The organism is Novosphingobium sp. Sphag1I, from assembly GCF_056279125.1.
Window position 1 is genome coordinate 129,446 of record NZ_JBWBQS010000009.1, and the last position, 25,601, is coordinate 155,046.

The window sequence follows — 25,601 nt, forward strand, 5'->3', positions numbered from 1 at the left end:
ACCATGAGCCAATTTCCCATCCACATCGACACCGCCTTTGATTCGGGCAACATCAACGTGCTGTCCATCGACGGCGCAGAGGCCAAGTTGGCCATCCACCGCGATGCGCACAGCGACTTTTTCCAATGGTTCCACTTTCGAGTGTCGGGCGTGGCGGGGCGCGAATTGGTGCTGCGCATCACCGGATTGAACGCAGCGGCCTATCCCGGCGGCTGGGCCGACTATCAGGCGCGCTTTTCCGAGGACCGCGATTACTGGGGCCTTGCCCAGACCTCGTGGGACGCCAAAGCCGACAATGGAACGCTGACCATCACCCATACGCCCGATGGCGAAATCTGCTGGTTCGCCTATTTCGCGCCCTATTCGATGGAGCGGCACCACGACCTGATCGCGCAAGTGGCGGGCGAACCGGGGGTCATCTATCGCCGCCTTGGCACCAGCCTTGATGGACAGCCCATCGATTGCCTGACCATGGGCGAAGGGCCGGTGCAGATCTGGCTTCAGGCGCGCCAGCATCCGGGCGAAACCATGGCGGAATGGTGGATGGAAGGGGCGCTTGTCGCGCTGACCGATCCGGCCAATCCGCATGGGCGTTTGCTGCGCCAAAAGGCGACCGTGCATGTCGTGCCCAACGCCAATCCCGATGGTTCGCGCCGTGGCCATTTGCGCACCAATGCGGCGGGGGTGAACCTCAACCGTGAATGGCACGAACCCACCCCGGAACGCAGCCCGGAGGTTCTGGCCATCCGCAACGCGATGGATGAAACCGGTGTGGCGCTGTGCCTTGACGTGCATGGGGATGAGGCGATCCCGCATGTCTTTATCGCCGGCTTTGAAGGCATCCCCTCGATCACCGGGGCGCAGCTTGCCTCCTATCACCGCTATCTGGCCATTCTGGACAAGCAGACGCCCGATTTTCAGACCCGCGTGGGCTATCCCATTGCGCCTGCGGGGCGGGCCAATCTGACCATGGCTACCAACCAGATTGCCGAGCGTTACGGCGCGGTGGCCATGACGCTGGAAATGCCGTTCAAGGACCACAATGACCTGCCCTGCCCCGATCAGGGGTGGAGCGCGGAACGCAGCGCCCAGCTTGGCCGCGATTGCATCGCCGCGCTGGCGCAATGGGTTATGGGCTGATCTATTCAGCCGCGCTTTTATTCGGCCTCGATGGCGGCTTCTGCCGATTGCCAGAAGGCATGCAGAACCGCCATCGCCTGTTTGCGCAATGGCGCGGGCAGGCCCTCCATCAGCGCGGTTTCATAGCCGTCGATCACGGACAGAACCTGCGTATGCAGCGCCTCACCCTCGGCGCTGAGGTAAAGCCCCTGTGACCGGCCATCGACGCGCTGACGGTCGATCAGACCGCGCCCTTCGAGCCGCGAGACGATGGGCACCATATTGGCACGCTGGATATCCAGCATCCGCCCCGCCTCGCTCTGCGTTATGCCCGGTTGCCCGGCCAGCAGCATCAGCAGGCTGGCATCGACATGGCGCAGCGACAGGGTCGAAAGCCGCCGGTTAAGCCCGGCCAGCGCCGCAGAGGAAGCCCGGCGCAACACATAGCCGGGAAGATTTGCCAAAGGATCATTCATAACCCCAAATGGTGAAGCGCGCGCGCCCATATGGCAAGGGGGGCAATGAACAATAATCGGTTTGATGTTTGAAATGCGACCTTGGTGGCGATTGCAAAGTCCGTAAATAATGCTATAAACAATAACAGAAATAAACGAGAGGGATGCATGGATATCACCGCCACCATCGCGCGCCATCTGGCCATCAGCCCCGGCTGGGACGCTCTTTTGGCCACCAGCGAATCCTGTGCGCAGGCCAGCGAGGATATGATCGCCGAAGTGCTTGCCTCGGCGGGCCGGTTTGCCACCGAACGCCTTGCCCCCCTGAATGCGGCGGCCGATGTGACCGGGTGCAAATTGGTCGATGGCCGCGTGATCACCGTGCCCGAACACAAGGCCGCATGGACCGAATTTTGCGAAGGCGGGTGGCTGATGCTCGACGCCTCGCCGGAAATTGGCGGGATGGGATTGCCCACAGCGCTGGGCAATGCGGTGCAGGAAATGATGGACCGCCATTGCCCCGCCTTTGGCATGATGCCCGTGCCCAGCCGGGCGGGTGCGCGATTGATCCACGCCTTTGCCGATGATGATGTGCGCGAGGCATGGTTGCCGGGGCTGATTGATGGCACCATCGGCGCGACCATCTGTATTTCCGAACCCGATGCAGGCAGCGATGTCCGCCGCCTGCGCACGCGGGGCGAACAGCAGCCCGACGGATCATGGCGGATCACCGGCGAAAAATGCTGGATCAGCTTTGGCGATCAGGATCTGACCGGCGCCATCGCCCATCTCCTGCTGGCCAAGACCGCGCCGGAGGGACAGGCCCCCAGCCCCAAGGATCCGATCAGCCTGTTCCTCGTCCCCTCCGTCGAACATGGGACGCGCGCGCCCATCGTGGTGCGCCGCATTGAGGAGAAGCTGGGCCTCCATGCCTCGCCCACCTGCGTCATGGGCTTTGAAGGGGCGCCCGCCTATCTGTTGGGTCAGGCGGGGCGCGGCTTGCCGCAGCTTTTTGTGATGATTACCAATATGCGTTTGGCCACCGGAGTCATGGGCCTTGCCGTGGCCAGCCGCGCCACCGAAATCGCCTATGGCTATGCGGCAGAGCGGCGGCAGGGCGGCAATGGGGCGCAGCCCGTCACCATCCATGACCATGCCGATGTGCGTGCGCAATTGCTCTCGCTCTCGGCGCGGGTTGAACCTTTGCGCGGGCTGATCTTTGCCACGGCCAATGCCGCCGATCTGGCGCGCTTTACCGATGATGCGGCGGTGCGGGCGCATAATGAGGCGCTGGCCGGGTGGCTGTTGCCCATCGTTAAAACGCTGGGCGGCGAGACGGGCTTTGGCGTGGCATCGGACGCGATACAGGTGCTGGGCGGCGCAGGATACACCCGCGAATGGCCGGTCGAGCAGGGCTTGCGCGATGCCCGCGTCCTCACCGTGTTTGAAGGCACCACAGGCATGCAGGCACAGGACATCACCCTGCGCCGCCTGCGCGCACCGGGCGCGGCGGGATACCATGCGTTTTTGCAGGCCGCCCAAGAGGATGCCGCCCGCATCGACCACGCCGGTTTCAACGAGGCGCTCTCCACCTTCACCGCCACCGCCGATGCGCTGATCGCCGCCGATCCGGCGGTGGCCGAAGCAGGCTCTACGTCCTTCCTGACGCTGGCGGGGATTGTGGCCACCGGGTGGATCGCGGCGCGCCTGATCGCGGCGGAAGGGGGCGATCCTTTGTCGCGCCAATTGGCGGCGGCGGGGCGCTATGCACTGGGCGATATTGCACCGCGCGCGGCCTTGGCGGCGGCGCAGGTGTTGATGGCATCCGAGCGGATTGCCGGGTTTGAGGTGATGGTGGAGGTTTGAAGTTTGCCTCCGGCGGGCAAAGGGCGGCGGCCCTTTGCAATCCCGTTAATGGGGTATAGCGGCGATGCATTCGCCCCTATGTTTGAAAGCCTGCGGCGCGGATAGGTCAGTGTAATCCGCGCCGCAGGCTTTAAATTTCAAACGGCGCGCCCGACAACAACCGCCGAACCATACGCGCAACACGGACAGTAACGGGAGCGCGAGGGTCTAGACCCTCGCATCTTAACCCTTCCTCACTCATGCAACCGCGTCAGCAGCTCAATCAACACCGCCACTTCGCGAGGCGTATATCGCGATTTCAACCATTCCTCATGCGCGCGAATGGCTTCTTTGGCCGTGGCCAGCATCGCCTTGCCATCCGGCGTCAGGTTCAGCGTCTGCTTGCGCCCGTCGGTGTCCGACTTGCCGCGCTGCAACAGGTCGCGCGCCTCAAGCCGATTGACGATGGCCATGGTCGTGGCCCGATCCATGCGCATCCGCTGGGCAAGGCCGGTTTGCGCAATACCGGGGTGATCATCGACCAGCCACAGCACCGACACCTGTTTCTGCGTCAGGTCCAGTTCGGCAAAGGTTTCGGTAAAGTGGCGATAGACCGCGCCATGGGCAAGCCGCAGGTGAAAGCCCACAATATCGCGGATTTCGCCAATATCGTCGGCATCCTCCCCCGGCGGGGTGGTTATCACCAGCGTTTCCTTGCCTTTTGCCATGCCGCTGCGCTTGCCCCCTGAACTGCCCACATGTCGCATCAGTGACGGGGCCTTGCGATTTACGCAAGGCCCCCAAGGTCACAGTTTGAACCAGCGCCGCGCGTTATCCTCAAAGAACTTCTTCTTTGTGGCAAAGGGCATGGCCATATTGTCCATCGCCACCACTTCGCGCGCTTCGTACTGATAGGGATAGTCCATCGCATACATCACGCGATCCTCGCCCATCACTTCCTGCGCGAATTTGATGGCCGGTTCCCATGCCATGCCCGAATTGGTGATCAGGACGTTGCTGCGCATATATTCGGCAATGGTCTTGTTCAGCGGTTTCAGGCGTTCATACCGCTTTGACCGCACGCCCGCCTGATGCATGTAATCCAGACGATAGAGCCAGTAGGGCAGCGCCTCTCCCATATGGCCCACCATGATTTGCAGCGTGGGATAACGGTCAAAAATGCCGGTGGTGATGAGACGCAGCAGATGCATCCCCGTTTCCACCCCAAAGCCGAAGACCGCCCCGTCCAGCCCAGCCTCCAGCACCGGGCCGATCATGCTGTCGGGCAAGGTGGCGGGGTGGATATAAAGCGGCTGATCCACCTCGACCAAGGCGCGGAAGATCGGATCGAATTGCGGCTCGTCCAGATAGTGTCCCTGCGTATGGCTGTTGATCTGGCACCCTTTGAAGCCCCATTCGCGCGCACCGCGACGGATTTCATCAGCCGACCATTCCGGGTCCTGCGGTGCCACCGCCGTCATGCCGACAAAACGCGTTGGATATTTCGCACAGGCATCGGCCAGCAATTCATTGGACCGCCGCGCCACACCCTTGGCTTCTTCGACGTCCAGGATCGGCTGCACCCCCGGACTGGTCAGCGCCAGAATGGCCACATCGATCCCGGTCGCATCCATATCGGCAATCCGCCGCTCGCCCAGATCGACCAGTCGTTCCATGATCTCTGTCGCGCGCGGCGAAGGGCTTTGCGCGTAAAAGCCCCAAAGGCTGACCATGCCCTTGTCCGCCGTGCCGTCGCGGATCATGCGCAGAAACACATCGACCTGCTCGCGCGTGGCAAAGGCTTCCTCGGTGGCGATACGCAAGTATCCGCGTTCGCCCCCGGTCCGCAGAGGGTGGAGATAGTCACTCATGCTGGGCTGTTCCTCTTTCCCGACAGCCCGGCGATTGTTAGCGATTGATGGTGAGTGCCAGGCTGATAATGTGATTCATCCGGTCGGCCCGCGCGTCGCGCGCAATATATTGGCCCATATATCCGGTTTCGATGGCAAAGCCGCGCGCCACCGGCACGGCCAGACCGCCAAACAGACGCAATTGGTCGAAACCCGCTTTCTGGCCCCATGTGGTCTTGTTGAAGGCAAAGAACGGTTCGGCCGTCGCCACCAAAGCAAATCCCTTGCCGATGGGCAGCGCCCCGCGGATCTGTTGACGCATGCGCCAGCCCACCTCGCCCGAACCCTCGACAAAGCGTTCCTCGATACGGGTGCGCCCGGTGATCACACCGCTCTTGCCCGCGTCCAGAATGCTGAAATTGGCCTGTTGAAACAGGCGGTGTTCGTCCAGCACCTTGGCCCCCAGATTGTCGGTGCGGACATAGGCATAGCCGCCAAACACGCTGGTCTTGGGATTGATGCGATAGCCGATGGCCTGACGCAGCAGGATTTGCCCTGCGCGGCTGTGGGTGTCGGTAATGCGCGCCTGATAGTCGAAATTGACAACGGCGCGCCCGCCAAGGCCCACCATCCCATGCACGGCGGCCCATGTCTGCGCATCCTCTTCGGCGGCATGGGCAACAGGCGCCACCATCAACAAGGGCAAGGACAGCAACAGACGCTTCATGGCAAAATCTCGCAGAAAGGGGGAGGCCTTTACAGCCCCCTCCCCTCTTGGCGGCGGCATGGCGCAGGCTCATGCCGATTACCGCGCGGATTTTGCTCAACTGTTGCTGGACCATGACAAAGGGCTACTATCCTTCGTGGACGGCCTTGGTGACCAGACACGCAGCCAGACCTTCCGGCCCGTCCTCGGCGCCGTGGCCCGACCATTTGACCCCGCCAAAAGGCGAATCCGCCGCGCCGATGGCCACCGTGTTGATCCCCACCATCCCAGCCTCCAGTTCACGCGCCAGACGCTTTTGCCGCGCCGCATCCTGTGTCCAGCAATAGGCGGCCAGACCATAGGGCAGCCGGTTGGCCTCCGCGATCATCGCCTCCTCGCCCGACATCGGGTTGATGATGGCGACAGGGCCGAAGGGTTCTTCATTCATGATGCGCGCCGTCAAGGGCACCTGCGAAATCACAGTGGGTTCAAAGAAGAAGCCCTGATTGCCGATCCGCTTGCCACCGGCGTTCAGCTTGGCGCCCGCAGCCACCGCATCCTTGACCAAAGCCTCGATCGCTTCGGGGCGGCGGGCATTGGCCATCGGCCCCATGCGATTGCCCTCGTCCATGCCGTCGCCCACGGTGATCGCCTTGGCGCGCGCGACAAAGCCATCGCGGAAGCGTTCGAACACGCTTTCCTCGACAAGGAAGCGCGTGGGGCTGACGCAGACTTGCCCGGCGTTGCGATATTTGTGGCCCACGGCAATATCCAGAACGCGGTCAATATCCGCATCGGCAAAGACCAGCACCGGCCCATGCCCGCCCAGTTCCATCGTCGTGCGGATGCAATTGTCCGCCGCCAGTTTCGCCAGATGTTTGCCCACCACCGTCGATCCGGTGAAGGACAATTTGCGGATGACCGGGCTGGCCAGCAGATGACGGCTCACCTCATCAGGCACGCCAAACACCACCTGCGCCACCTGCGGGGGCAGGCCCGCGTCAAGCAAGGCCTGAAGCACGGCCAGCGCCGAGGCCGGGGTTTCTTCGGCCGGTTTCATGATCACGCTGCAACCTGCGGCAATCGGCGCGCCCAATTTGCGCCCCGGATTGCCGATGGGGAAATTCCACGGCGCAAAGGCCGCCACCGGGCCGACCGGCTCATAGGTCACGGTCGAACGCATGCCATCCGGGCGCGGCAGGGTGCGGCCATAGACGCGCTGCGTCTCGCCCGCATAGAAATTGAACAGGCCCGCCACCATCATCACCTCGATGCGGGTTTCGGCGATGGTCTTGCCCTGCTCCAACGTGGCGGCGCGGGCGATTTCTTCCTGACGCTGAACCAGAAGGCCCGCGGCACCTGCCAGAACCGCCGCGCGCTGCATCGGCGTTGACTTGCGCCAGATCCTGAAACCTTCGTCGGCCACGGCCAGCGCGCGGTCGAGATCGGCGGCGTCGGCCAAAGGCAATTTCCCGATCACCGCGCCTGTGGCCGGGTTCAGCACATCATGGGTGCGACGGTGGGCAATACCCACCTTCTCGCCGCCGATCACCATGGAGAGTTCAGGATAAGTCATTGCGTTTCCTTGTCGAGCAGAGCCAGCGCGTCGGCATAGGGCCGGATCGCGCGGCTGATGATGTAAGCCGCCGCAGGGCTGAGCAACACCCCGGAAAGCACCAGAGATTTCCACACATCGGCGTCATGGCCAAACACATGGTCGGTGAAAAAGCCGATCATGAACGGCCCGACCGCGCCCACGGCGGTGAACATCATCAGATAAAGGCCCGTCACCTGTCCGCGCATTTGGTTGGGGGTGATTTCCTGAATGACCAGATTTTGCGGTACGGCCGATGCGATGCCCAACATGCCCGACAGCATCGAACAGGTCAGCGCCAGCCATGGGCTGGGCATCATCGGACCGATGATGGCCAAGGGGGCGGCAAGGCTGAAACAGATGGTGACGGCGCGCACATTGGCATCCCGATACCGCCGCGCCAGCAATTTGATCAGCATCGGCCCCAAGAGCAGTCCGGCAATTTGCCCGGCCAGCATGAACATCGGCGCACGGCTGGCAATTTCCATCTCGGTCCAGCCATAGGTGCGCTTGTAAAAGGGCACCATCCACGCAGGGGCCGCCATCGCGTGCGCCGCCGAAAAGCCCAGCCCCAGGAACAACGGCCCATAGACCGCGCGGCGGCGCCAGATTTCCGACATGACCGCGCGGATCGGCAGAGGCTTGCCCCCTTCGATCACGCCCCGGCGCGGAGGTTCGGGCACCATCAGCAGCAGCGCACAGGCCAAAACGCCCGGCAGCGCCAGCATCATCAGCACATATTTCCACCCATGCAAGGTCGTGCCCATGAAAGGCGTTTCGGGCAGGCTCATCGCCAACGCGAGCAATTTGCCCGCAATCACCAGCCCGATCGTGCTGCCCCCGATAAAGCCCAGTTGCAGGACAGCGAAAGGCCAGCGCCGCTTTTCGGGCGGAAAGAAATCGGCCAGCATCGAATAGGACCCCGGCGCATGCGCCCCGCCGCCCGCGCCCACCAGCATCCGGGTAAAGGCCAGAGCGGCAAAAGTGCTGGTAAACCCGCCCGCCGCGTTGAGCAGCGCGATCAACAATGCGCCGATGGCCAGCACATATTTGCGCGGAAAAATGTCGGCGCAGCGTGAAAGCGGCAGCATCACCACCATATAGAACACGACATTCACCGGCCCCTGCAACAGGCCGATGGCGGTGTTCGACAGGCCGAACTCGGCCTTGATCTGTTCGATCAGCAGGCCAAAGGCCGCCGAGTCGAAGAAGTTCAGAAACGTGGCAAAGATGATGACGCCCAGCGCGAACCAAGCCGCACCCGCGCTGGGCCATGGTTCATCGCGCGCGGCCACGGCCAGATGATGCGCAGACGCTTCGCCCGCATCCACACCATGATTGAGTTCGGCGGCCATATCCGGCCCGCTCATCGAAACTGCCATATGCACCTCTCCCGTGCCTGCCCCCGATTGGCGGAGGGCGTTTTCGCGCTGGATCTTTACAGCGCATGTTTTGTATGTGTTAGATACAAAACATAGCGCGCCGCTTGGCAAGCCCCAATCGGCATGGACGCGATAAAAATTGCGTGGGCGAGAGGATGTAAGCGATGATTGATTTTGCGGGACGCACCGCCTTTGTTACCGGCGGCGCGAATGGTGTGGGGCTGGGGCTGGTGCGGGCGCTGCTGGCGCGGGGATGCCGGGTGGCGATTGCCGATATTCGTGAGGAATCCATCGCATCGGCGCTCGCCACACTGGACAATGCCGAGGTCATGGGCGTGCAGGTCGATGTATCGAGCCGCGAGGCGATGGCCGCCGCCGCCGATGAGGTCGAGGCGCGCTTTGGCCCCGTCTCGCTCTTGTTCAACAATGCGGGCATCAACCTGTTTCAAACCATCGAGGATTCAAGCTGGTCCGATTGGGACTGGGTGATGGGGGTAAACCTGCATGGGGTCATCAATGGCGTGATGACATTTGTACCGCGCATGATCGCGGCGGGGAACGGAGGCTATATCGTCAACACCGCCAGCATGGCCGGGTGGCTGGCCGCAGGCGCGCCGGGGATTTACAACACCACCAAATTCGCGGTGCGCGGCATGTCAGAATCTTTGCGCTACAGTCTGGCCAAACATGGCATTGGCGTGTCGATCCTGTGTCCGGGCCTCGTCAAATCCTATATCTATGCCAGCGACGATGTACGCCCCGCCGCGTTGATGGAGGGCGCCAAACCCGTCGATCATGCCGCCGTCGAAAGGCTGGCCGGCGCGCATCAGGCCGGGATGGAACCCGACGTGATCGCCGCCCGCGTGATCGAGGGCATGGAGGACAATCGCGCCTATATCTTCAGCCACCCCGAATTCCGCGAGGAAGTGGCCGAATTGTTCGAGGAATATCTGGCCGATTTCCCCGACTATCCCGCCGATCCGGGTTTTGAACAGCGCATCGGATTCGAAAAATTCCGGCGCGAGCGGTATAAAGAAGCCCGCGAAGCAGCACGGAAGGCGGTATGATCATCGCTCTTGACCATGTGAACATCATCACGGCGGATCTGGACGGGTCCGCCCGGTTTTACGCGCAGGTCTTTGGGCTGGAGCGGCGCGACGGGCCGCCGCCGTTGACGCCGCATACCGGGCAATGGATGTATGATGCATCGGGCCGCGCGGTGATCCATCTCAACAGTCTGGATGCGCCGCGCGCCTATGACCGCGATGTGGCGCCGGGGCCTACGGGCGCGCTGCATCATGTGGCGCTAAGCTGCCGAGGCCATGATGCGATGGCCGCAAGGCTGGAGGCGGCGAATTGCGATTATCAACGCAATTTCGTCGCGGCGATTGGCCTGCGCCAGATCTTTGTTCGCGATCCCAATGAGGTCCTGTTTGAATTGAATTTCTTTGGTGATTAGGCCCCCAGCAGGATCTTTACCACCTGCTCGCGCTGGCCATTCATCACGTCATGGCCGCAATCGGCCTCGTGATATTCCCATGCGGCATCATCTTTGACGCGGGCGGCAAATTTGGGGAAAGGTGAAGGCTTCCAGCCTGTGGCCAGCACATAGATGCGGCGCGCAATCTTGGCTTCCTCGCCGGTGAAACGCACGCCTTCCAGCATCGTCAGCAGCGGATGGCGCGAGAGCTTGCGCCCCTCCTCGCCGATGATCGGTGCGACAAGGCCGGGGGTGAATTTCTGCGTGTCGATATAGTGGCGATGCTCATACTCGCTGGTAATGTCCCAGAGCGACTGGCCATCCTCGGGCAAAAACGCATCGAGATAGGCCATCGTGTCGATCCGCCCGCCCAGTCGCGTGGCCGTGCCGGTAATCACCATGCCGCCATAGGAATGGCCGACCAGCACGAAACGGTCAAAACCAGCCTGTTCCACGGCCGCGCAGACATCGTCGATGTGATCCGAAAGGGTAATGCCGGGATGCAATTCGCCGCGACGCTCTCCAAGGCCGCGCAGTTCCACCACCACCGCCCGGTGGCCCGCCGCGCGCAGATCCGCCGCCAGTCCCTGATGCGACCAACCGCCGGCCCATGCGCCATGCACCAGAACATAGTCGGTCATTGTGGGGGCTCTCCGGTTCTGTTTTTATTTGGAAAGGAAGGATGCGAGGGACTCGTCCCTCGCGCTCCCGTTACTGTCTTTGTTGCGCTAAAGGCTCGGCCAAGGTGCCAAGAACGCAACGTCGCAGAATTAAAGCCTGCGGCGCCTTTCAGCACAAGGCTGCCGCGCCGCAGGCTTTAAAATATTAGTCCCCCGACGAACAACCCACAACCCCATTCATGGGATTGCAAAGGGACCGAGTCCCTTTGCCCGCCGGAGGCATCAAACGGCCAAATCAGGCCGTAACCGTCGTACGCCAGCCTTCGGCATAGTTTTCACGCGCCACGCGGCTGTAGGGCACCGGCGAGACGATGCAACGCACCGAAAGCTGCTTGTGGGGTTCGACGGTGGTCTTGCGGGTGCCGCCGTTTTCTTCGCCCCATACCACATGCAGCTCGGTGCCGACGGGGATGGCCGGGTCGATGGTGGCCAACGAGAGCGCCTGCTTTTCGTTATACGAGAAGCCGGTGAACATCGAGAGGCCCACGGTCTTACCATCGGCATCCACCACGCGGTCGTAGTTCGACGAGGCATAGTTGGCCAGCGGCACGTCGAAGAACTTGTAGGCTTCACCGTCCGGGTTGAACATGGATGCCATGATCTTGGCCATGTCTTCCGGATGCCAGGCCAGCGTCACCTTCTTGCGCTGCTCGGCGGGGTTCAGCTTTTCCAGCGCCTCGCGGCCGTGGAACTCGTGGTCAAACTTGACGAACGAGCCATAGCCCAGTTCCCACGGGTTGAGGTAATAGTCCTCGATATTGTCCGAAACGAACGAACCGCCGATCGAACCGGTGGCTTCATACGAATCGGCGCCCAGCCATTCGCGGAAACCCTTCATCTTTTCGCCGGTGTAGATCGCGGGCAGCGGCGAGGGAATCCAGCCCGATTCCAGTGTGTTCGACGGATAGGCGCGGCTGCCGCAAGCGATCAGGCCGAATTCCTTGCCCGCTTCGAGGATGGCGGCGCGGATTTCTTCCTGCTCGGCATAGGGGCCCCAGATTTCAAGGCCCGGCGCGCCCGACATACCGTGGCGCAGCGTGCGCACGGTCTTGCCCGCGATGTTCATCGTGGACATGTTGAAGAACTTGAGCTGTTCGAGCGGACCGCCATGCAGCTTTTCGATCACGTTCCAAGCCTGCGGGCCCTGAATCTGGAAGCGCCATTCCTTGCGCGTCACCGGCTTGCCCATCGGGCGCATCGGCGAACGGTCGTCCAGCTCGATTTCGACGTCATAGCCGCCGGTCGCAGCGTGATAGCGCAGCCAGTTCGAAGCGGGCGCACGGCCGACATAGGTGAAGCTCTGCTCTTCTTCCCAGAAGATGATGCCGTCGCCGATCACATGGCCATAGGGCGTGGTCGGAACGTATTGCTTCGCCTTGTTGACGGTCCAGCCCTTCGAGCTGTTGATCATCGTGTCGGACAGCAGCTTGTGCGCGTCCTTGCCACGGATATAGAGGTTCACCATGTGGTGCGACTGATCGAACAGAACAGCCGAATGCTGCCATGCCCACTGTTCCGAACGCCAGTTGGAAAATTCCGGGGCGACCACGGGATAGACATAGGCGCCAAGCTGCGAATTGCGCAGCATGTCAACGATATTGTCGGTGCCAGCCAGCACCTGTTCAAGATTTTGAGCGGCCATGGTGGTTCCTCTCTCCTAAAAGGTTTGTTTGCTCTTGCCCCTTTGGCATAGCAAATTTTGTAAGCTACACAAACGAAATTGTGTATGCCGCAAACGATCTCTGTTGTGGGATGTTGCGCAACAATTGTCCGATTATCGAGCGTGGCCTGTCCAGGTGCGAAGCCCCGGCGCCGTGCGATCCTCTCCCGCCAAGGCCCGCGCCACCGCCGGGCGCGCCGTCATCCGGTCACGCCATTCCACCAAACGCGGACAACGCTTGGCAATTTCCATATCCGGAAACATGCGTTCGACCATCATTCCGCAATGGCTGTAAAAATTGATGTCGGCCAAGGTGTAGGCATCCCCGGCGATCCAGGCTGTCTCGCCCAGTTGGCACTCAACCTTGTCCACCGCATATTCGATTTTCGCGGTGGCATTGGCCAGATCGCTTTGCGAAAAACCGCTGCGCGCCGTGGCCCATTTCTTGCGCTGATCGGGCAAGGGGATGCTTTCAAGCAATTTCTCAAACTCGCCCGATTCGATGTTGCGCGCAATGATGCCCACCATCCGGTGCCAGCCGTGCATCGAAACAAAATTCATCACATGCTCGTCCACGAACTTGTTCCAATAACGCATCCGCGCCGCCGCCACCGGATCGCGCGGGCGCAGCGGGCCGCTGTCGGGCTGATCGTGGGGGAAAACGTCTTCGAGATATTCGTTGATGACCGTGGTGTGGGTGATGATCGCGCCGTCATGGTCGAGCACTGGCACCTGACCCTCGGGGTTGATGGCGGTGAACCACGGCTGATGCTGCTCGAACTTGTGCAGATCGACATAGACGCTTTCCCAATCCAGCCCCTTTTCGATCAGGGGAATCATGGATTTGAGGGAATTGGCCGCCGGTTCGGCATGGTAATATTTCAACGCCATCGCTCTCTCCTTCTCTGGCGTCTTCCTCTCAGATCAAACCGAGCAGGCGCGCCGCATTATCCTTCATGATGCCCGGCAGGATGTCCTCGCGGAATCCGACGCCGCGCGCCGCGTCCAGCCACTTATCCGGGTGGATCAGCGGGAAATCGCTGCCGAACAGCATCTTCTTGCGCAGTTGCGTGTTGGCGTACTGGATGATCTGGGGCGCGAAATATTTGGGGCTCCAGCCCGACAGATCGATGTAAACATTGGTTTTGTGCAGCGCCATCGACAGGCTCTCATCCACCCATGGCCAGGACGGATGGGCCAGAATGATCTTCATATCGGGAAAATCGACCGCCACATCATCGACCAGCATCGGCTGACCATATTTCAGCCGCACGCCCCCGCCGCCGCGCATCCCCGTGCCCATGCCCGAATGGCCGGTGTGGAAAATCGCGGGCAATTTATAGTGGTTGATGATCTCGTAAATCGGATAGGCCATCTGGTCTGCGGGCGCGCAGCCCTGCATGATATGGTGGAATTTGAAACCCTTGACCCCGCAATTCTCCACCAGATCGCGCGCCTCCCGCGCCCCCATGCGGCCCTTGTGCGGGTCGATGCTGGCAAAGGGGATGCAGATGTCATCATGCTTGGCGGCAAATTCGGCGATCTCGAAATTGGAAACCCGCTTGGCCCCGATATGGCTCTCGCAATCGACCGTAAACAGGCAAAAGGCAATCTGCGCCTCGCGATAGATCTCGACAATCTCGGGCATCTTGGGCCGTTCACGCGGGGCCTTGAAATAAGCGCTGGCCGCGTCGAAAAACTGGCCCATCACCGGGTCTTCCGGGTCGTGGCACGATACTTCGGCATGCACATGCACATCGATGGCTCGGATTTTGGTAAGGTCGATGGGCATGGTTTATCCAAGATGTCAGGGGGAAGGATGCGAGGGCCTAAACCCTCGCGCTCCCGTTACTGGTTTTGTGGCGTCATGGGTTCGGCACGACGCAGCATTAAGACGTTCACGCGCCTTCGGTCGACCGCCTATTTCTCGCCCAGCGCCTTATCCTCATGCGCACGCGCAATGACATAATGGCGGATGGCATCGATCTCCTCGCGGCTCAACTGTTTGGACCAACCGATCATGCCATTGGCTTTCAGCGCGCCGTCATGCACAATCGCCTGCCATGTCTCCGGGCTGCCCAGCGCCGCGCTGTGGCGCAGGTCGGGGACCACGCCCCCGCCAATGGCCGCATCGCCATGGCACACGCCGCAGAAACGCCCGAACGTATAGGCACCCTTGGCCACCACTTCTTTGCTGGCGGTCTGGGCCGGAGGGTCGAGCGGGCCGAAATTGGGGTCTGGCTTGGCGGGCAATTGCGCCTTGCCGCCCATCTTGAACACCAGCAACCGGCTGATATTGCGCACCGGCCCCGATTTCCAAGCCAGCGCGCCCGTGGCCAGCGGCCAGATCCCGCCCCAGCCCGCCATCACGGCCACATATTGCTGACCCTTGACGGTAAAGGTGACGGGCGCGGCAATCACGCCGGTCTGCGCATCAAAAGACCACAGCTTCTTGCCGTCCAGCGAGGAATAGGCGACGAAATCGCCCTTGGCCGTGCCCTGAAACAGCAGATCGCCCGCCGTCGCCAACAACCCGCCGTTCGACGGGCCGGGATAATCCACGCGCCACTTTTCGGTCTGCGTCACCGGATCCCACGCGATCAGCGCGCCGCGCGTGGCCGCCTTGGCCACTTCGCGCACGTCATTGTTGGCGGGCATGGCGGCGGCGCCTTGGTTCAAACCATTGTTGAAACCATATTTGGCCGCCTTCCACTTTTCCTCGGGCACATAGGGAAAGGCCGCGATATTGGCCGGGATGAACATCAGCTTTTGTCGGGGATCATAGGCCATCGGCTGCCAGCTGTGCGCCCCGCCCGCGCCGGGCATCGAGACGAAAGGTTTGCCCGTCTTGTCGAACCGCGCCTCTGGATTTTCGATCGGGCGGCCGGTCTTGGGATCAAGTCCGGTGGCCCAATTCATCGGCACGAAATTCTTGCCCTTGATGAACTGTCCGGTCTGGCGGTCGACCACATAGAAAAAGCCATTCTTGGGCGCGTGCATCAACACTTTGCGCATCCGCCCGTCGATCATCAGATCGGCCAGAACGATGTGCTGGGTGGCGGTGAAATCCCATGTCTCACCCGGCGTTTCCTGAAAATGCCATACATATTGGCCGGTCTTGGGCCGCACCGCGACGATGGAGGAGAGATAGAGATTATCCCCCCCGCCCGGCGAGCGATAAGACTGGTTCCACGGCGACCCATTGCCCACGCCGATATAGAGCAGGTCGAGCGCGGGGTCATAGGCCATCGAATCCCAGACCGTGCCGCCCCCGCCCAGCTTCCACCACTCGCCCTTCCACGTCGCCTCGGCGCGCTTGAGATAGGCTTCCTTGTTCTTGCCCGGCTGATCGGGAACGGTATAGAATTTCCAGAGTTGCTTGCCGGTGTTGACGTCATAGCCCGCGACAAACCCGCGCACGCCCATTTCCGCGCCGCCATTGCCGATGATGACCACGCCGTTGATAACGCGCGGCGCGCCCGTGATCGTATAGGGCTTGGTCCGGTCCACCGTCACCGTCGACCACAACAAACGCCCGGTGGTGCGGCCCAGCGCGATCAGCCGCCCGTCCAGCGTGCCATAGAACAGCTTGTCGCCCCACGCGCCCATGCCGCGATTGACCACATCGCAACACGCCTTGACCGCGGTTTCGCCCGGAACCTTGGGGTCATATTCCCAAATCAGCTTGCCCGTCAGCGCATTATACGCCTTGGCCTTTGACCATGCCGTCGTCGTATAGATAACCCCGTCGATCACCAGCGGCGTGGCTTCCTGACCGCGCGTGGTGTCGAGATCGGCATACCATGCCAGCCCAAGCTGATTCACATTTCCAGCATTGATCTGCTTCAGAGGGCTGAAGCGCTGCTCGTCATAGGTCCGGCCGTGGCTGAGCCAATTGTCCCCCCTGTCGCCCGATGCGGCGATGGCGGCGGCATTGACGGCAAATTTTTCCTTGCCCGCCCCGGTGGCGACGCCCGACAGCGCCAATGCGGCGGCCCCCGCCAACAGACCACCCAGACACAGGGCGTGTTTCGCCCCTGACTTTGCTTGCGCTTGCATAACCTCTCCTTCGGCGCCTGCGTCTTCGCGGCGTCTCGACTGTATGCAATGCTTACGGTTTTTAGAGGGGCGGTCAAGGGGGAGAAAAGCTAACAATTGAAAGCAATCGGCCCCGCCCCCATGCGCCGCCGATGTTGACGGAAAGGGAAGGCGGGGCCGGGGCAGGCATTTGATTTCAGGCCGGTTCCATCAGCATGGTGGCGGCCGCCGTGTTCGAAATGGGGATGTGATAATTGCGGTGGATCTCGGTTGCAGGTTCCACGCCCAAGGCCCCGCGCGCGGCGATCCAGTTGAGCACTTCGACCCCCTGCGTCCCCGCCTTACGCACCATCTCGTGGATCGAATCCTTCGTCAATGCCGCCGGATCGACCGACAGATTGTCCATGCAGAACGTGTCATAGTCGCGGTTGATGAAACCGGCACGCTCGCCGTCCAATTGGTGCGACAGGCCGCCCGTGCCGATGATGACGATCCGCTCATCCCCGGTCCAGCTTTCCAACGCCTTGTTCACCGCCTGACCCAGCGCAAGGCAACGCTTGGCCGAGGGCAGCGGGTGCTGCACCGTGTTGATGGCAAAAGGGACGATCTTGACCGGCCATGCCGCAACATCGGGCCAAGCCAGTTCAAACGGGATCGAGAGCGCATGATCCACCAGCATCTTTTGACAGGTGGTAATGTCGAACTCATCCTCGACCAGAGAATTGATGATGTGCCAGCTCAATTCGGTGTGGCCCGCAAAGGGCTTGTACAGAGGCAAGCCCCAGCCTTCATCGGCATTGTGATATTCCGCCGCCGCGCCCACGGCAAAAGTGGGCATCTTGTCCAGGAAGAAGTTGAGCCCATGGTCATTGTTAAACACAATGGCGACATCAGGCTTTACCTGTGCCAGCCATTCGTGGACCTTTTGATAACCGTCGAAGAACGGCTTCCAATAGGGTTCCTGTTGCAGCCCCTTGTGGATGGCCCCGCCGATCGCGGGAACGTGGCTGGTGAAATAGGCGCCGACGATTTCAGCCATGGACCTTCTCCTTTTCGATCATGGCGTCATGCGCCTCTTCATATGATTGACCTTCGCCCTGCGCCATCAGCATGGCCTTGAAACGGTCGACCGAAACGCCGGTCTGCATCGATCCGACGTCCTGCACGTTCAGCCCGAAAATCCCGGCCAGCTTGGCAAGATAGTAGATGTTGCCGCCCGCCGCGATCATGCCCAGCACGCTGCGTGCCGCCACGGCCTCACGCTGGGCCGGGGTCAGGTTGAATTTCGCGCAATAGGCTTCCTCGTCATCAAGGAAGGCCTGACGGTTGGCAGCCTCGTTAAAGGAATAGCACATGGCGTTCAGCGCAAAGCCCTTGGCCGCCGCATCGCCATCGAACAGATGGGTGCCGGGTATCGGCGCGCCCTGATCATGGGGTCCAGACATCACATTCTCTCCAGAACATGTCGGATGCCGATCCGGTTGATCGGCTGACTTCGTGTGCATCACTTACAATTTGTCGCCGCTCTTTGATCCTGATCAAGCCACGTCGCCAACCGCAGAATTGCGCGCATTCGGATGCAGGACGGGGTATAAATTTTGCGAAATTCTTTTACCCACAACCTGCTGACGCCCCTTTGAAAATTAACCTCCCGCGCGGCTTCGTCTCATTCCGGCACACGGGGGCAATCGGGATGGTTACCGAGCTTCCTAGCCAAGGGTTTTCGCGAGATACCCGGCCAATACCGAAGGAGGATTCGATGCAACCGGCCCTTTTGATGCTGATCATGACCAGCGTGGCCATGTCCGCTGTGGCGCAACTGCTGCTCAAAATGGGCGTGGGACAGGTGCGCGCGGCTGGTGCCGGGGCGGGCATCGCCTTCCTTCAATCGCCATGGGTGGTGGCCGGTTTCGGGCTTTATGGGCTGGGGGCAATCCTGTGGCTTTATGTCCTTGCCCGCCTGCCGCTCAGCGCGGCCTACCCCTTTGTCGGCCTCGGCTTCATCCTGACCATGGCGCTGGGCGTTCTTGCTCTGGGCGAGAGCATCAGCCCCATCCGCATCGCGGGCACCTTGCTGATCGCGCTGGGCTGCGTCTGTGTGTCAAGGAGCATCGCATAATGGCCGCCACTCCCGCCCCGGCCCGCGCGCCTGCGCTCTCGATCAACTCGCTGCTCTTGCTGGTGTTGACGATCCGACTGGCGGCGCATTTCGCCCTGCCCCAACCGCTGCAAAGCGATGGTCTGGCCTATTTCACATTGGCCCAGACGATGGCCGATGGCGGGTGGCCGGTCGATAATCTGGGGCAACATGCGTTTTATTCCATCGGCTATCCGCTGGTGCTGACGCCCTTCTTCGCCCTGTTCGGGGCCAGCGCGCAGGTGGCCTTTGGCGTCAACCTTGCCCTTGCGCTGGTGGCGGGCATGTTGGTGGTGATGGTCGCGGCGCAGGCTGGTTTGGGCGATCTGGGGCGCAAGCTGGCGCTGCTGGGCTATGCGCTGTGGCTGCCGGGGATCTGGAATTGCACGATGGTGGCGCGGGAAAACCTCTCGACGCCGCTGTTGCTGGGCGTGATGTGGCTGGCGCTGCGTTTGCTGCGCTCGCCCTTCAGCCTGCCTCTGGCGGCGGCGGCGGGGGCGACATGGGGCGCGGCTGTGCTGGCCGGTTCCTCGGCGCTGCCGTTGATTGCCGCGCCGCTGATCGCGACGGCGCTGGGCAAATCGCCGCGCCGGATGCTGGCCCCCGCCTTGGCCATGGGCGCGGGCGCCGCGCTGGTTCTGGCCCCCTGGGGCATGGCGACCCAGGCGATGCTGGGCAAGCCGACCCTGTCCACCAACACCGGCTTTAACCTCTATATCGGCAACAACCCCGCCGCGACGGGCCGCTTCATCTCGATCGCCGCCACGCCCGTCGGCCCGCAATGGCACGCCATGCGCGACCACCTGGGCGAAGCGGGGGCCAGTGCCGCCTTGGGCGCGATGGCGCGCGAATGGATGGGGCAAAACCCGGCGCAGGTCATGCGACTGGCCGGCGTCAAACTGGCCGCTTTCTGGGCGCCCAATTTGCCCGACTCCAATGATTTCGCGCTCTCGCCCGCGGTCACTTACGTCCGCCTGTTCGAGGTGGTGCAATATCTGCTGTTCATCACGCTGGCCGCGCTGTGCATCATCCTGCCCGGCATCACCCGCCCGCGCCAGATTGTGCTGCTGGGTGCGATCAGCGGCTTCTGGGCCCTGCACAGCCTCGCCTATATTATCGAGCGTTATCGCGACCCGATCATGCCTTTGCTGATCATCATGGCCTCGGCGGCGCTGTCGGAAATCATCACCCATCGCCTGCCTCGCAAGGAGAGCGCGCATGCTGCATGAACGCATCACCGATGACACCGTTCTGGTGGTCGATCTGGACCGCACGCTGATCACGGGCGATCTGGCGATGGAGGCCTGCGTAACACAGGCCAAGCGCGGGTTTGTCGCCATGCTGACCGTGCTTTGGGCGATGATCCGGGGACGCGCGCGGTTGAAAAGCCTGCTGGCCCGCCGCGCGCCGGTCAATCCGGCCACGCTTAATTATCGGCCCGAAGTGATCGAATTGATCGCCCACGCCCGCCGTCAGCGCCGCCGCGTCATTCTGGCCAGCGCCGCCCATTGGCGCAACGCCCGCCGGGTGGCCAACCATCTGGGCCTGTTTGACGACGTCATCGCCAGCGGTGCGCGCCGCAATGCCAAGGGCGGGGCCAAGCTGTCCGCGATCCGCGATGCTTTGGGCAATCAACCCTTCGACTATGTCGGCGATTGCAGCGCCGACCGCAGCATCTGGCAACAGGCCCGCATCGCCTATACCGTCGAGGCCCCCACCGGCATGGCGCATGAAGAACGCATCGCCGCCCCGCGCAGCCGTTTGCGCGCGCTGATCAAGGCCGCACGCCCGCATCAATGGGCCAAGAACGCGCTGGTCTTTGTGCCGCTGGCTTCGTCGGGCCTGCTGGCCAATCCTTCGGCGATTGCCCAATCGCTCCTCGCCTTTGCCGCGATGAGCCTGATCGCCTCCTCGGTCTATCTGCTCAACGACCTGCTCGATATCGAAAGCGACCGCGCCCATGCCAAAAAGCGCCACCGCCCGTTGGCCAGCGGCGCGCTGCCGATCCCGCTGGCGCTGGTGGCTTGTGTGGCTTTCGCGGTGGCGGGGCTTGCTCTGGCGTGGCAATTGGGCGTGCCCAGTTTCTCCGCCATGGCGACCTATTTCGGCCTGACGCTGGCCTATTCGATGCGATTGAAAGCGGCGATGATTGCCGACGTTTTGACGCTGGCATGCCTCTATACGATCCGCATCATCGCGGGGGCGGCGGCGATTGCAGTGCCGGTGTCATCGTGGCTGCTGCTGTTCAGCGTCTTTTTCTTCCTCAGCCTCGGCTACCTCAAGCGCTATGTCGAATTGCGCAGCAGCGCGCGTGAGCCCGACGAATTGCTGTCCGGGCGCGGCTATACCCGCTCCGACACGGAAATCGTCGCGATCAGCGGGCTGGCCGCCGGCATGGTCTCGATCCTGGTCATGGTCCTGTTTGCCGAGGCGATGGGCAAGACCGGCACCTATGCCACGCCGCAATTGCTCTGGCTGCTGCCTTTGCCGCTGCTCTACTGGCTCAACCGGATCTGGATGATGGGCCGCCGGGGACAGGTGGACAGCGACCCTGTGGCCTTTGCCATTACCGATGCCAAGAGCATGGCTGTTGCCGGCGTGCTGGGCGCTATACTGATCGCGGCGAAATTCACCGCCATCGGGCACTGGCTGCCGCAGCTCGGGATTGCTTAGAGCGATTTCCGTTCAAGCTGACGCGAACGGAAAAGCGACGCTCAAGCGCCGCGCGGGCTAGTCGCATTTTCCGATCCCGAATGATCGGAAAACGCTTTAAGGGGCGGCTTGAGGGCGGCCCCTTCCCTCGTTAAACTGCCGCCATGGCAAGCTTCTTCGCCCGCCCCAAAGCGGATCGCTCCTTACGTTTTCGCCTTGGCTGGTATCTGGCCATGGCCATCTTGTGGTTTGTCGGCCTGTCTGTGGCCATGACGCTGATCTATCGCGTGGTGCCGCCGCCGGTCACGTTGACCATGCTGTTCGACAAAAACGGTTTCGAAAAATCGTGGACGCCCCTCTCGCGCATCGACCGCAAAATGGTGGACGCGGTCATCGCGGGCGAGGATTCGCGCTTTTGCGTCCACCACGGCTTTGACGGGGCGGGCATCGAATATGCGCTCGAACGCAATCTGGCGGGCGATGGCAGCAAGTTGCGCGGCGGTTCAACCATCAGCCAACAGACCGCCAAAAACACCTTCCTGTGGCAGGGCAGCGGCATCACCCGCTATATCCGCAAAGGTCTGGAAACCTGGTTCACCGTGCTGATCGAGAACCTGTGGCCCAAGCGGCGGATCATGGAAGTGTACCTCAACGTCGCGGAAACCGGCATCGGCACCTATGGCGTCGAAGCAGGCGCACAACGCTACTTCCGCCACTCCGCCGCGCGCCTCACGCAAATCGAGGCCGCCCGCATCGCCGCCGCCCTGCCCAGCCCCAAAAAGCGCGCGGTCGTGGGCGCCACCGGCTTTACCCGCCGCCATGGCAACACCATCGCCAAGCGGTCCGGGGTGGTGCGCCGCAATGATCAGGATGATTGTATTTATCAGTGAGGTTTGTGGGGGGCGGTTTGATGCCTCCGGCGGGCAAAGGGACTTGTCCCTTTGCAATCCCGATATGGGCTGGCGCCAGAAAGGCTACGCTGGGTCTATCGCCATGTTTTGAAAGCCTGCGGCGCGGCAAACTCACGCTGATCAGCGCCGCAGGCTTTAAAATCCGAACATCGCGCCCGACACCCAAGGCCGAACCGGCTGCGCAACATCGACAGTAAAGGGATTGCAAAGGGCCCCCGCCCTTTGCCCGCCGGAGGCAAACACCCCCATCACCCCGCAACGAAAAAGGGCGCCCCGAACCGGAGCGCCCTTTCTTTTCAAGCCATCCGGCTACGATCAATAAGCGAGGCTGAGCGTCGCCATGAACGTGCGGGGAACGGGCAGGTACATGGTCGGAACCGAGGTTGCACCGTTCTGACCGGTGAAGCCGCCGATGTAGAACTTGTTGAACATGTTCACCAGGTTCAGCTGAACAAAGCTCTTGTCCGACTTCAGGCCGAAGGGAGCCAGCTTGATGCGGGCGTTCAGGTCAACCGTGGTATAGGCAGGCGCCGCGGCGTCATTGACGCGAACGCCGCTGCTGTAAACCGGCAGGTTGGCCATGTTGTAGTAGCGCTTGCCGGTGTTCTTGACCGTCACCATAAAGCTGATCGGATCAAAGTTAGCTTCGAAGTTGGCGCCGGCGGTATAGACCGGAACGCCTGCTTCACGCTTGCCGGCTGCCGGGATGTACGACGCCCCGCCCGAGTTGATCAGATAGACGGTACCGTCGCTGGCGGTCGTCGTCCCAGCCGTTGCGCCATTGATGATGTTATCAAGGATGCGCGACTTGTTCCACGAACCAAAGGCATAGACCGAGAAGTGGTCGTCGGCCTTCCAGGTCACGGTGGCGTCAACGCCATACTTTTCCACCTTGCCCAGGTTGGTGTAGAGCGAGACCTGCGTGTTCTGGTCATAGACCTGCGAGATCTTGTTGTAGAACATCGTGTACCAACCGCCCAGCGAGGCGCTGATACGGCCCGAACGGAAGCGCAGACCCACGTCAAAGTTATCCGAGGTTTCCGCCTTCGGGCTGCCGCTGGCCGAATTCACGGCATAGAAGAACGAGTTGTACAGCGTGTCCGTACCCGGAACCTGCAGACCCTTCGAGTAGTTGGCATAGAGCGAGGTGCCCTGCGCCAGCGCCAGCGTGAAGCCTACGTTGGGCAGAACCTTGTTATAGTTGAAATTGCGGTTCTGCGGCACGCCAAAGGCGGGGTTGGCGGCGGCATAGGCGGCCTGATCCTGCGGGCTGGGGCAATCGTAACCGCCGGTGCCATTGGTGGCAAAGCAGAAGGTCGTCAGGTTACGCTTGAAGAACGGCGCGCGGATACCGGCCAGAACGTCGAGCTTACCGTCGAAGAACTTGCCGTTATATTCGCCCGACACCTGATGCAGGATCGCATAGGACATGCGGTTGCGGCGCTGGATCGCATTGCCATACTTGTCGGTGATGGCCAGATCGATCGGGAAGTAGGTGTTGTAATAGCCCGTCTGGGGATTCAGGAACGTGATTTCGCCGGTCTGCTTGTGGCGACCGCGGTCATACGAATAACCCACGCGGACCGTGTTGGTCGGGCTGATCTTCCAACGCAACGAGGTCATCAGGCCGATACGGTTGGTTTCGGTTTCGTTGGCGTTGCCCATCAGGATCAGAGGCTTACCAACCGTTCCGTCAGAAATAATACCGTCGCCGTTAACATCGCGACCGGCGTAATAGCGGCCGCCTACCAGGCCAACCATGCCCGCTGTTGCGCCAGACGTGGGGCTGGCTTCGCTCAGCGTACCTACACCGCCGCCATTGGCCTTGGTGTACTGGAAGCTGGGGTCAATGGTCAGCGTCAGCGTGTCGCTCAGGGCAAAGCGCGAATTCATGCGCAGGTTGGCCGTGCGCGAGGGGTTGTAGCGGCATTCAAACGCGCCATAGCCGGTGGACGATGCTGTCGAGCTGGTCGTGTCGGCACAATTGATGCTGTACTTGGCCTCGTCCCAGTTCAGGGCCGCGCGGCCCGTGCTGGAGCTGTTCACCGGCAGGCTGTTTGAATTGAGCGTGCGGATCGACATCGAAGGCGCAAACGTGTTGCGGTTGAAGTTGAAGTGACCGGCCAGCGAGATAAAGTCGCCATTGTCACCCAGCGGCTGCTTCACCTTAAAGTTGAGCTGCTGCTTCTTCACGCCGCCGCCGGTGTTGGCGATAAAGCGGTTCGAGCTGACGCTGCCGGCAAACCATGCCGACAGGCCCGACTTGGTGATTTCACCCGTGTCGACCGAGGCGAACAGACGCTTGAAGCCAAAGTCGCCCAGCGAACCCACGCCCAGCACCTGCGGCGTCTTGAGCGGATCGCGCGAACGATAGTTGACGGTCGAACCCGAAGCGGCAGCCGTGGGGCTGTCGACGTCGGTCGAACCAAGGTTCACGTTGACCTGTTCGATCAGTTCGGAGTCAAGCTGCTGGTTCGAATACAGGGCATAGTTGCCCGTGTCGTTCAGCGGCATACCGTCAAAGGTCTGCGAGATACGGCTGCTGTCGAAACCGCGGATGTACATCGTGCCGCCCGACGAACCGAACGGGTCGGCGTTGAAAAACACAACGCCGGGCACCATGTTGATCACGCTGTTGATCGACTGACCGGGGGTGTTCTTCGAAATGAAGCTCTGATCCAGAACCTGCTTGGCCTTGGGCGTGGCGGGAATATCAACGCCATTGATCGCCTTGGCCTTGGTGCCGGTCACAACGATGGTGTTTTCGAAATCGACCGCGCCGGTCGACTGTGCGAAGGCGGGCGAAGCAACGGCTGCTGCGATCGCGAAAGAGCTGACGGCCAGAGCCGAGTTTTTAATAAAGCGCATGCTGAATGCCCCTGCATGACGGAATTGTTTCAAAAGGCCGAAATGCCTCCCGCCTCAGGGGGCCGGAAACACTCGGATGCAAAACACCTACCGATGTTTGAGTGGCTTCTAAACAGCAGTTTATGACGTAATTTTGACACACATCGGGACGTGAGACAGGATTACGCGTGACAGCGTAAGATTGTTTCACCCCCAACTGACACCAATGTAACTTTGTTGCAGTC

General features: G+C 61.6%; 22 protein-coding genes. 8 read left to right on the forward strand and 14 right to left on the reverse strand.

All coding sequences use genetic code 11. The features are described from left to right. The first annotated feature begins 3 nt into the window (after positions 1-3). Positions 4-1,140: a M14 family metallopeptidase gene (locus tag ACZ9HU_RS12310; RefSeq protein ID WP_476105312.1), complete on the forward strand. Its 1,137-nt coding sequence runs from the start codon at positions 4-6 to the stop codon at positions 1,138-1,140. A 17-nt stretch (positions 1,141-1,157) separates the two neighbouring features. Here the strand turns inward: ACZ9HU_RS12310 and ACZ9HU_RS12315 are convergent, their stop codons facing one another. Continuing rightward, a complete protein-coding gene (locus ACZ9HU_RS12315; RefSeq protein WP_476105314.1) occupies positions 1,158-1,595 on the reverse strand; it encodes a MarR family winged helix-turn-helix transcriptional regulator in 438 nt (145 codons plus the stop codon). Positions 1,596-1,742: 147 nt separating this feature from the next. On the opposite strand from ACZ9HU_RS12315, the gene ACZ9HU_RS12320 reads away from it, so the two are divergent. Further along, entirely contained in the window at positions 1,743-3,440 is a 1,698-nt protein-coding gene (locus ACZ9HU_RS12320) for an acyl-CoA dehydrogenase family protein (protein WP_476105316.1), read from the forward strand. 233 nt (positions 3,441-3,673) lie between these two features. On the opposite strand, the gene ACZ9HU_RS12325 is transcribed toward ACZ9HU_RS12320, so the two are convergent. The 5 genes from ACZ9HU_RS12325 to ACZ9HU_RS12345 form a co-directional block, all read right to left on the reverse strand. Beyond that, complete coding sequence (locus tag ACZ9HU_RS12325) at positions 3,674-4,177, reverse strand: MarR family winged helix-turn-helix transcriptional regulator (protein ID WP_476105318.1); 504 nt, start codon at positions 4,175-4,177, stop codon at positions 3,674-3,676. A gap of 48 nt (positions 4,178-4,225) precedes the next feature. Next, positions 4,226-5,290 (reverse strand): amidohydrolase family protein, encoded by a 1,065-nt coding sequence (locus ACZ9HU_RS12330; RefSeq protein ID WP_476105320.1) that lies wholly within the window; start codon positions 5,288-5,290, stop codon positions 4,226-4,228. Between the two features lie 37 nt (positions 5,291-5,327). Further along, positions 5,328-5,996, reverse strand: a complete 669-nt coding sequence (locus tag ACZ9HU_RS12335) for a DUF2490 domain-containing protein (RefSeq protein WP_476105322.1) — start codon at positions 5,994-5,996, stop codon at positions 5,328-5,330. Positions 5,997-6,123: 127 nt separating this feature from the next. Further along, a complete protein-coding gene (locus ACZ9HU_RS12340) occupies positions 6,124-7,551 on the reverse strand; it encodes an NAD-dependent succinate-semialdehyde dehydrogenase (protein WP_476105323.1) in 1,428 nt (475 codons plus the stop codon). After that, positions 7,548-8,951: an MFS transporter gene (locus ACZ9HU_RS12345; protein WP_476105324.1), complete on the reverse strand. Its 1,404-nt coding sequence runs from the start codon at positions 8,949-8,951 to the stop codon at positions 7,548-7,550. The genes ACZ9HU_RS12340 and ACZ9HU_RS12345 overlap by 4 nt, the downstream gene beginning before the upstream one ends. 164 nt (positions 8,952-9,115) lie before the next feature. On the opposite strand from ACZ9HU_RS12345, the gene ACZ9HU_RS12350 reads away from it, so the two are divergent. Beyond that, positions 9,116-10,018 (forward strand): SDR family NAD(P)-dependent oxidoreductase, encoded by a 903-nt coding sequence (locus ACZ9HU_RS12350; RefSeq protein WP_476105326.1) that lies wholly within the window; start codon positions 9,116-9,118, stop codon positions 10,016-10,018. Then, complete coding sequence (locus tag ACZ9HU_RS12355; protein WP_476105327.1) at positions 10,015-10,410, forward strand: VOC family protein; 396 nt, start codon at positions 10,015-10,017, stop codon at positions 10,408-10,410. Before ACZ9HU_RS12350 ends, ACZ9HU_RS12355 begins: the two co-directional genes overlap by 4 nt. On the opposite strand, the gene ACZ9HU_RS12360 is transcribed toward ACZ9HU_RS12355, so the two are convergent. The 7 genes from ACZ9HU_RS12360 to ACZ9HU_RS12390 all read right to left on the reverse strand — a co-directional run bounded on the left by ACZ9HU_RS12360 (position 10,407) and on the right by ACZ9HU_RS12390 (position 18,254). Continuing rightward, positions 10,407-11,072 carry an alpha/beta hydrolase gene (locus ACZ9HU_RS12360; RefSeq protein WP_476105328.1) on the reverse strand — a complete coding sequence of 222 codons (666 nt, stop codon included), beginning with the start codon at positions 11,070-11,072 and terminating at the stop codon, positions 10,407-10,409. The genes ACZ9HU_RS12355 and ACZ9HU_RS12360 overlap by 4 nt on opposite strands. A 274-nt stretch (positions 11,073-11,346) precedes the next feature. Continuing rightward, on the reverse strand, positions 11,347-12,753 hold the full coding sequence (gene ligM, locus ACZ9HU_RS12365; RefSeq protein ID WP_476105331.1) for a vanillate/3-O-methylgallate O-demethylase: 1,407 nt from the start codon (positions 12,751-12,753) through the stop codon (positions 11,347-11,349). 132 nt (positions 12,754-12,885) lie between these two features. Then, positions 12,886-13,662 carry a glutathione S-transferase family protein gene (locus ACZ9HU_RS12370; RefSeq protein WP_476105332.1) on the reverse strand — a complete coding sequence of 259 codons (777 nt, stop codon included), beginning with the start codon at positions 13,660-13,662 and terminating at the stop codon, positions 12,886-12,888. A 28-nt stretch (positions 13,663-13,690) separates the two neighbouring features. Then, positions 13,691-14,563 carry an amidohydrolase family protein gene (locus ACZ9HU_RS12375; RefSeq protein ID WP_476105333.1) on the reverse strand — a complete coding sequence of 291 codons (873 nt, stop codon included), beginning with the start codon at positions 14,561-14,563 and terminating at the stop codon, positions 13,691-13,693. Between the two features lie 128 nt (positions 14,564-14,691). After that, positions 14,692-16,830: a PQQ-dependent dehydrogenase, methanol/ethanol family gene (locus ACZ9HU_RS12380; RefSeq protein ID WP_476105334.1), complete on the reverse strand. Its 2,139-nt coding sequence runs from the start codon at positions 16,828-16,830 to the stop codon at positions 14,692-14,694. 175 nt (positions 16,831-17,005) lie between these two features. Beyond that, positions 17,006-17,848: a class III extradiol dioxygenase family protein gene (locus ACZ9HU_RS12385; protein ID WP_476105335.1), complete on the reverse strand. Its 843-nt coding sequence runs from the start codon at positions 17,846-17,848 to the stop codon at positions 17,006-17,008. Continuing rightward, the gene (locus ACZ9HU_RS12390; RefSeq protein WP_476105337.1) at positions 17,841-18,254 is read right to left on the reverse strand and encodes a protocatechuate 4,5-dioxygenase subunit alpha; all 414 of its coding nucleotides are present in this window, start codon (positions 18,252-18,254) and stop codon (positions 17,841-17,843) included. Before ACZ9HU_RS12390 ends, ACZ9HU_RS12385 begins: the two co-directional genes overlap by 8 nt. Before the next feature lie 314 nt (positions 18,255-18,568). Here ACZ9HU_RS12390 and ACZ9HU_RS12395 point away from each other — a divergent pair, with 314 nt between their 5' ends. The 4 genes from ACZ9HU_RS12395 (at position 18,569) to mtgA (ending at position 22,488) form a co-directional block, all read left to right on the forward strand. Next, positions 18,569-18,928 (forward strand): DMT family transporter, encoded by a 360-nt coding sequence (locus ACZ9HU_RS12395; RefSeq protein WP_476105338.1) that lies wholly within the window; start codon positions 18,569-18,571, stop codon positions 18,926-18,928. Next, on the forward strand, positions 18,928-20,175 hold the full coding sequence (locus ACZ9HU_RS12400) for a hypothetical protein (protein ID WP_476105339.1): 1,248 nt from the start codon (positions 18,928-18,930) through the stop codon (positions 20,173-20,175). The genes ACZ9HU_RS12395 and ACZ9HU_RS12400 overlap by 1 nt, the downstream gene beginning before the upstream one ends. Next, entirely contained in the window at positions 20,165-21,619 is a 1,455-nt protein-coding gene (locus tag ACZ9HU_RS12405; RefSeq protein ID WP_476105340.1) for a UbiA family prenyltransferase, read from the forward strand. The genes ACZ9HU_RS12400 and ACZ9HU_RS12405 overlap by 11 nt, the downstream gene beginning before the upstream one ends. 143 nt (positions 21,620-21,762) lie before the next feature. Next, positions 21,763-22,488: a monofunctional biosynthetic peptidoglycan transglycosylase gene (gene mtgA / locus ACZ9HU_RS12410; RefSeq protein WP_476105341.1), complete on the forward strand. Its 726-nt coding sequence runs from the start codon at positions 21,763-21,765 to the stop codon at positions 22,486-22,488. A gap of 336 nt (positions 22,489-22,824) precedes the next feature. Here the strand turns inward: mtgA and ACZ9HU_RS12415 are convergent, their stop codons facing one another. Beyond that, positions 22,825-25,377, reverse strand: coding sequence for a TonB-dependent receptor (locus ACZ9HU_RS12415; RefSeq protein WP_476105343.1), 2,553 nt, complete (start codon positions 25,375-25,377; stop codon positions 22,825-22,827). Positions 25,378-25,601: the final 224 nt, after the last annotated feature.

Bases quoted from the DNA above. Each gene is read 5' to 3' on its own strand.
- ACZ9HU_RS12335 (WP_476105322.1), bottom strand. From the start codon at position 5,996: ATGAAGCGTCTGTTGCTGTCCTTGCCCTTGTTGATGGTGGCGCCTGTT.
- ACZ9HU_RS12385 (WP_476105335.1), bottom strand. From the start codon at position 17,848: ATGGCTGAAATCGTCGGCGCCTATTTCACCAGCCACGTTCCCGCGATC.
- ACZ9HU_RS12390 (WP_476105337.1), bottom strand. From the start codon at position 18,254: ATGTCTGGACCCCATGATCAGGGCGCGCCGATACCCGGCACCCATCTG.
- ACZ9HU_RS12370 (WP_476105332.1), bottom strand. From the start codon at position 13,662: ATGGCGTTGAAATATTACCATGCCGAACCGGCGGCCAATTCCCTCAAA.
- ACZ9HU_RS12310 (WP_476105312.1), top strand. From the start codon at position 4: ATGAGCCAATTTCCCATCCACATCGACACCGCCTTTGATTCGGGCAAC.
- ligM (WP_476105331.1), bottom strand. From the start codon at position 12,753: ATGGCCGCTCAAAATCTTGAACAGGTGCTGGCTGGCACCGACAATATC.
- ACZ9HU_RS12380 (WP_476105334.1), bottom strand. From the start codon at position 16,830: ATGCAAGCGCAAGCAAAGTCAGGGGCGAAACACGCCCTGTGTCTGGGT.
- ACZ9HU_RS12320 (WP_476105316.1), top strand. From the start codon at position 1,743: ATGGATATCACCGCCACCATCGCGCGCCATCTGGCCATCAGCCCCGGC.
- ACZ9HU_RS12400 (WP_476105339.1), top strand. From the start codon at position 18,928: ATGGCCGCCACTCCCGCCCCGGCCCGCGCGCCTGCGCTCTCGATCAAC.
- ACZ9HU_RS12340 (WP_476105323.1), bottom strand. From the start codon at position 7,551: ATGACTTATCCTGAACTCTCCATGGTGATCGGCGGCGAGAAGGTGGGT.
- ACZ9HU_RS12360 (WP_476105328.1), bottom strand. From the start codon at position 11,072: ATGACCGACTATGTTCTGGTGCATGGCGCATGGGCCGGCGGTTGGTCG.
- ACZ9HU_RS12315 (WP_476105314.1), bottom strand. From the start codon at position 1,595: ATGAATGATCCTTTGGCAAATCTTCCCGGCTATGTGTTGCGCCGGGCT.
- mtgA (WP_476105341.1), top strand. From the start codon at position 21,763: ATGGCAAGCTTCTTCGCCCGCCCCAAAGCGGATCGCTCCTTACGTTTT.
- ACZ9HU_RS12350 (WP_476105326.1), top strand. From the start codon at position 9,116: ATGATTGATTTTGCGGGACGCACCGCCTTTGTTACCGGCGGCGCGAAT.
- ACZ9HU_RS12415 (WP_476105343.1), bottom strand. From the start codon at position 25,377: ATGCGCTTTATTAAAAACTCGGCTCTGGCCGTCAGCTCTTTCGCGATC.
- ACZ9HU_RS12395 (WP_476105338.1), top strand. From the start codon at position 18,569: ATGCAACCGGCCCTTTTGATGCTGATCATGACCAGCGTGGCCATGTCC.
- ACZ9HU_RS12375 (WP_476105333.1), bottom strand. From the start codon at position 14,563: ATGCCCATCGACCTTACCAAAATCCGAGCCATCGATGTGCATGTGCAT.
- ACZ9HU_RS12405 (WP_476105340.1), top strand. From the start codon at position 20,165: ATGCTGCATGAACGCATCACCGATGACACCGTTCTGGTGGTCGATCTG.
- ACZ9HU_RS12330 (WP_476105320.1), bottom strand. From the start codon at position 5,290: ATGAGTGACTATCTCCACCCTCTGCGGACCGGGGGCGAACGCGGATAC.
- ACZ9HU_RS12345 (WP_476105324.1), bottom strand. From the start codon at position 8,951: ATGGCAGTTTCGATGAGCGGGCCGGATATGGCCGCCGAACTCAATCAT.
- ACZ9HU_RS12355 (WP_476105327.1), top strand. From the start codon at position 10,015: ATGATCATCGCTCTTGACCATGTGAACATCATCACGGCGGATCTGGAC.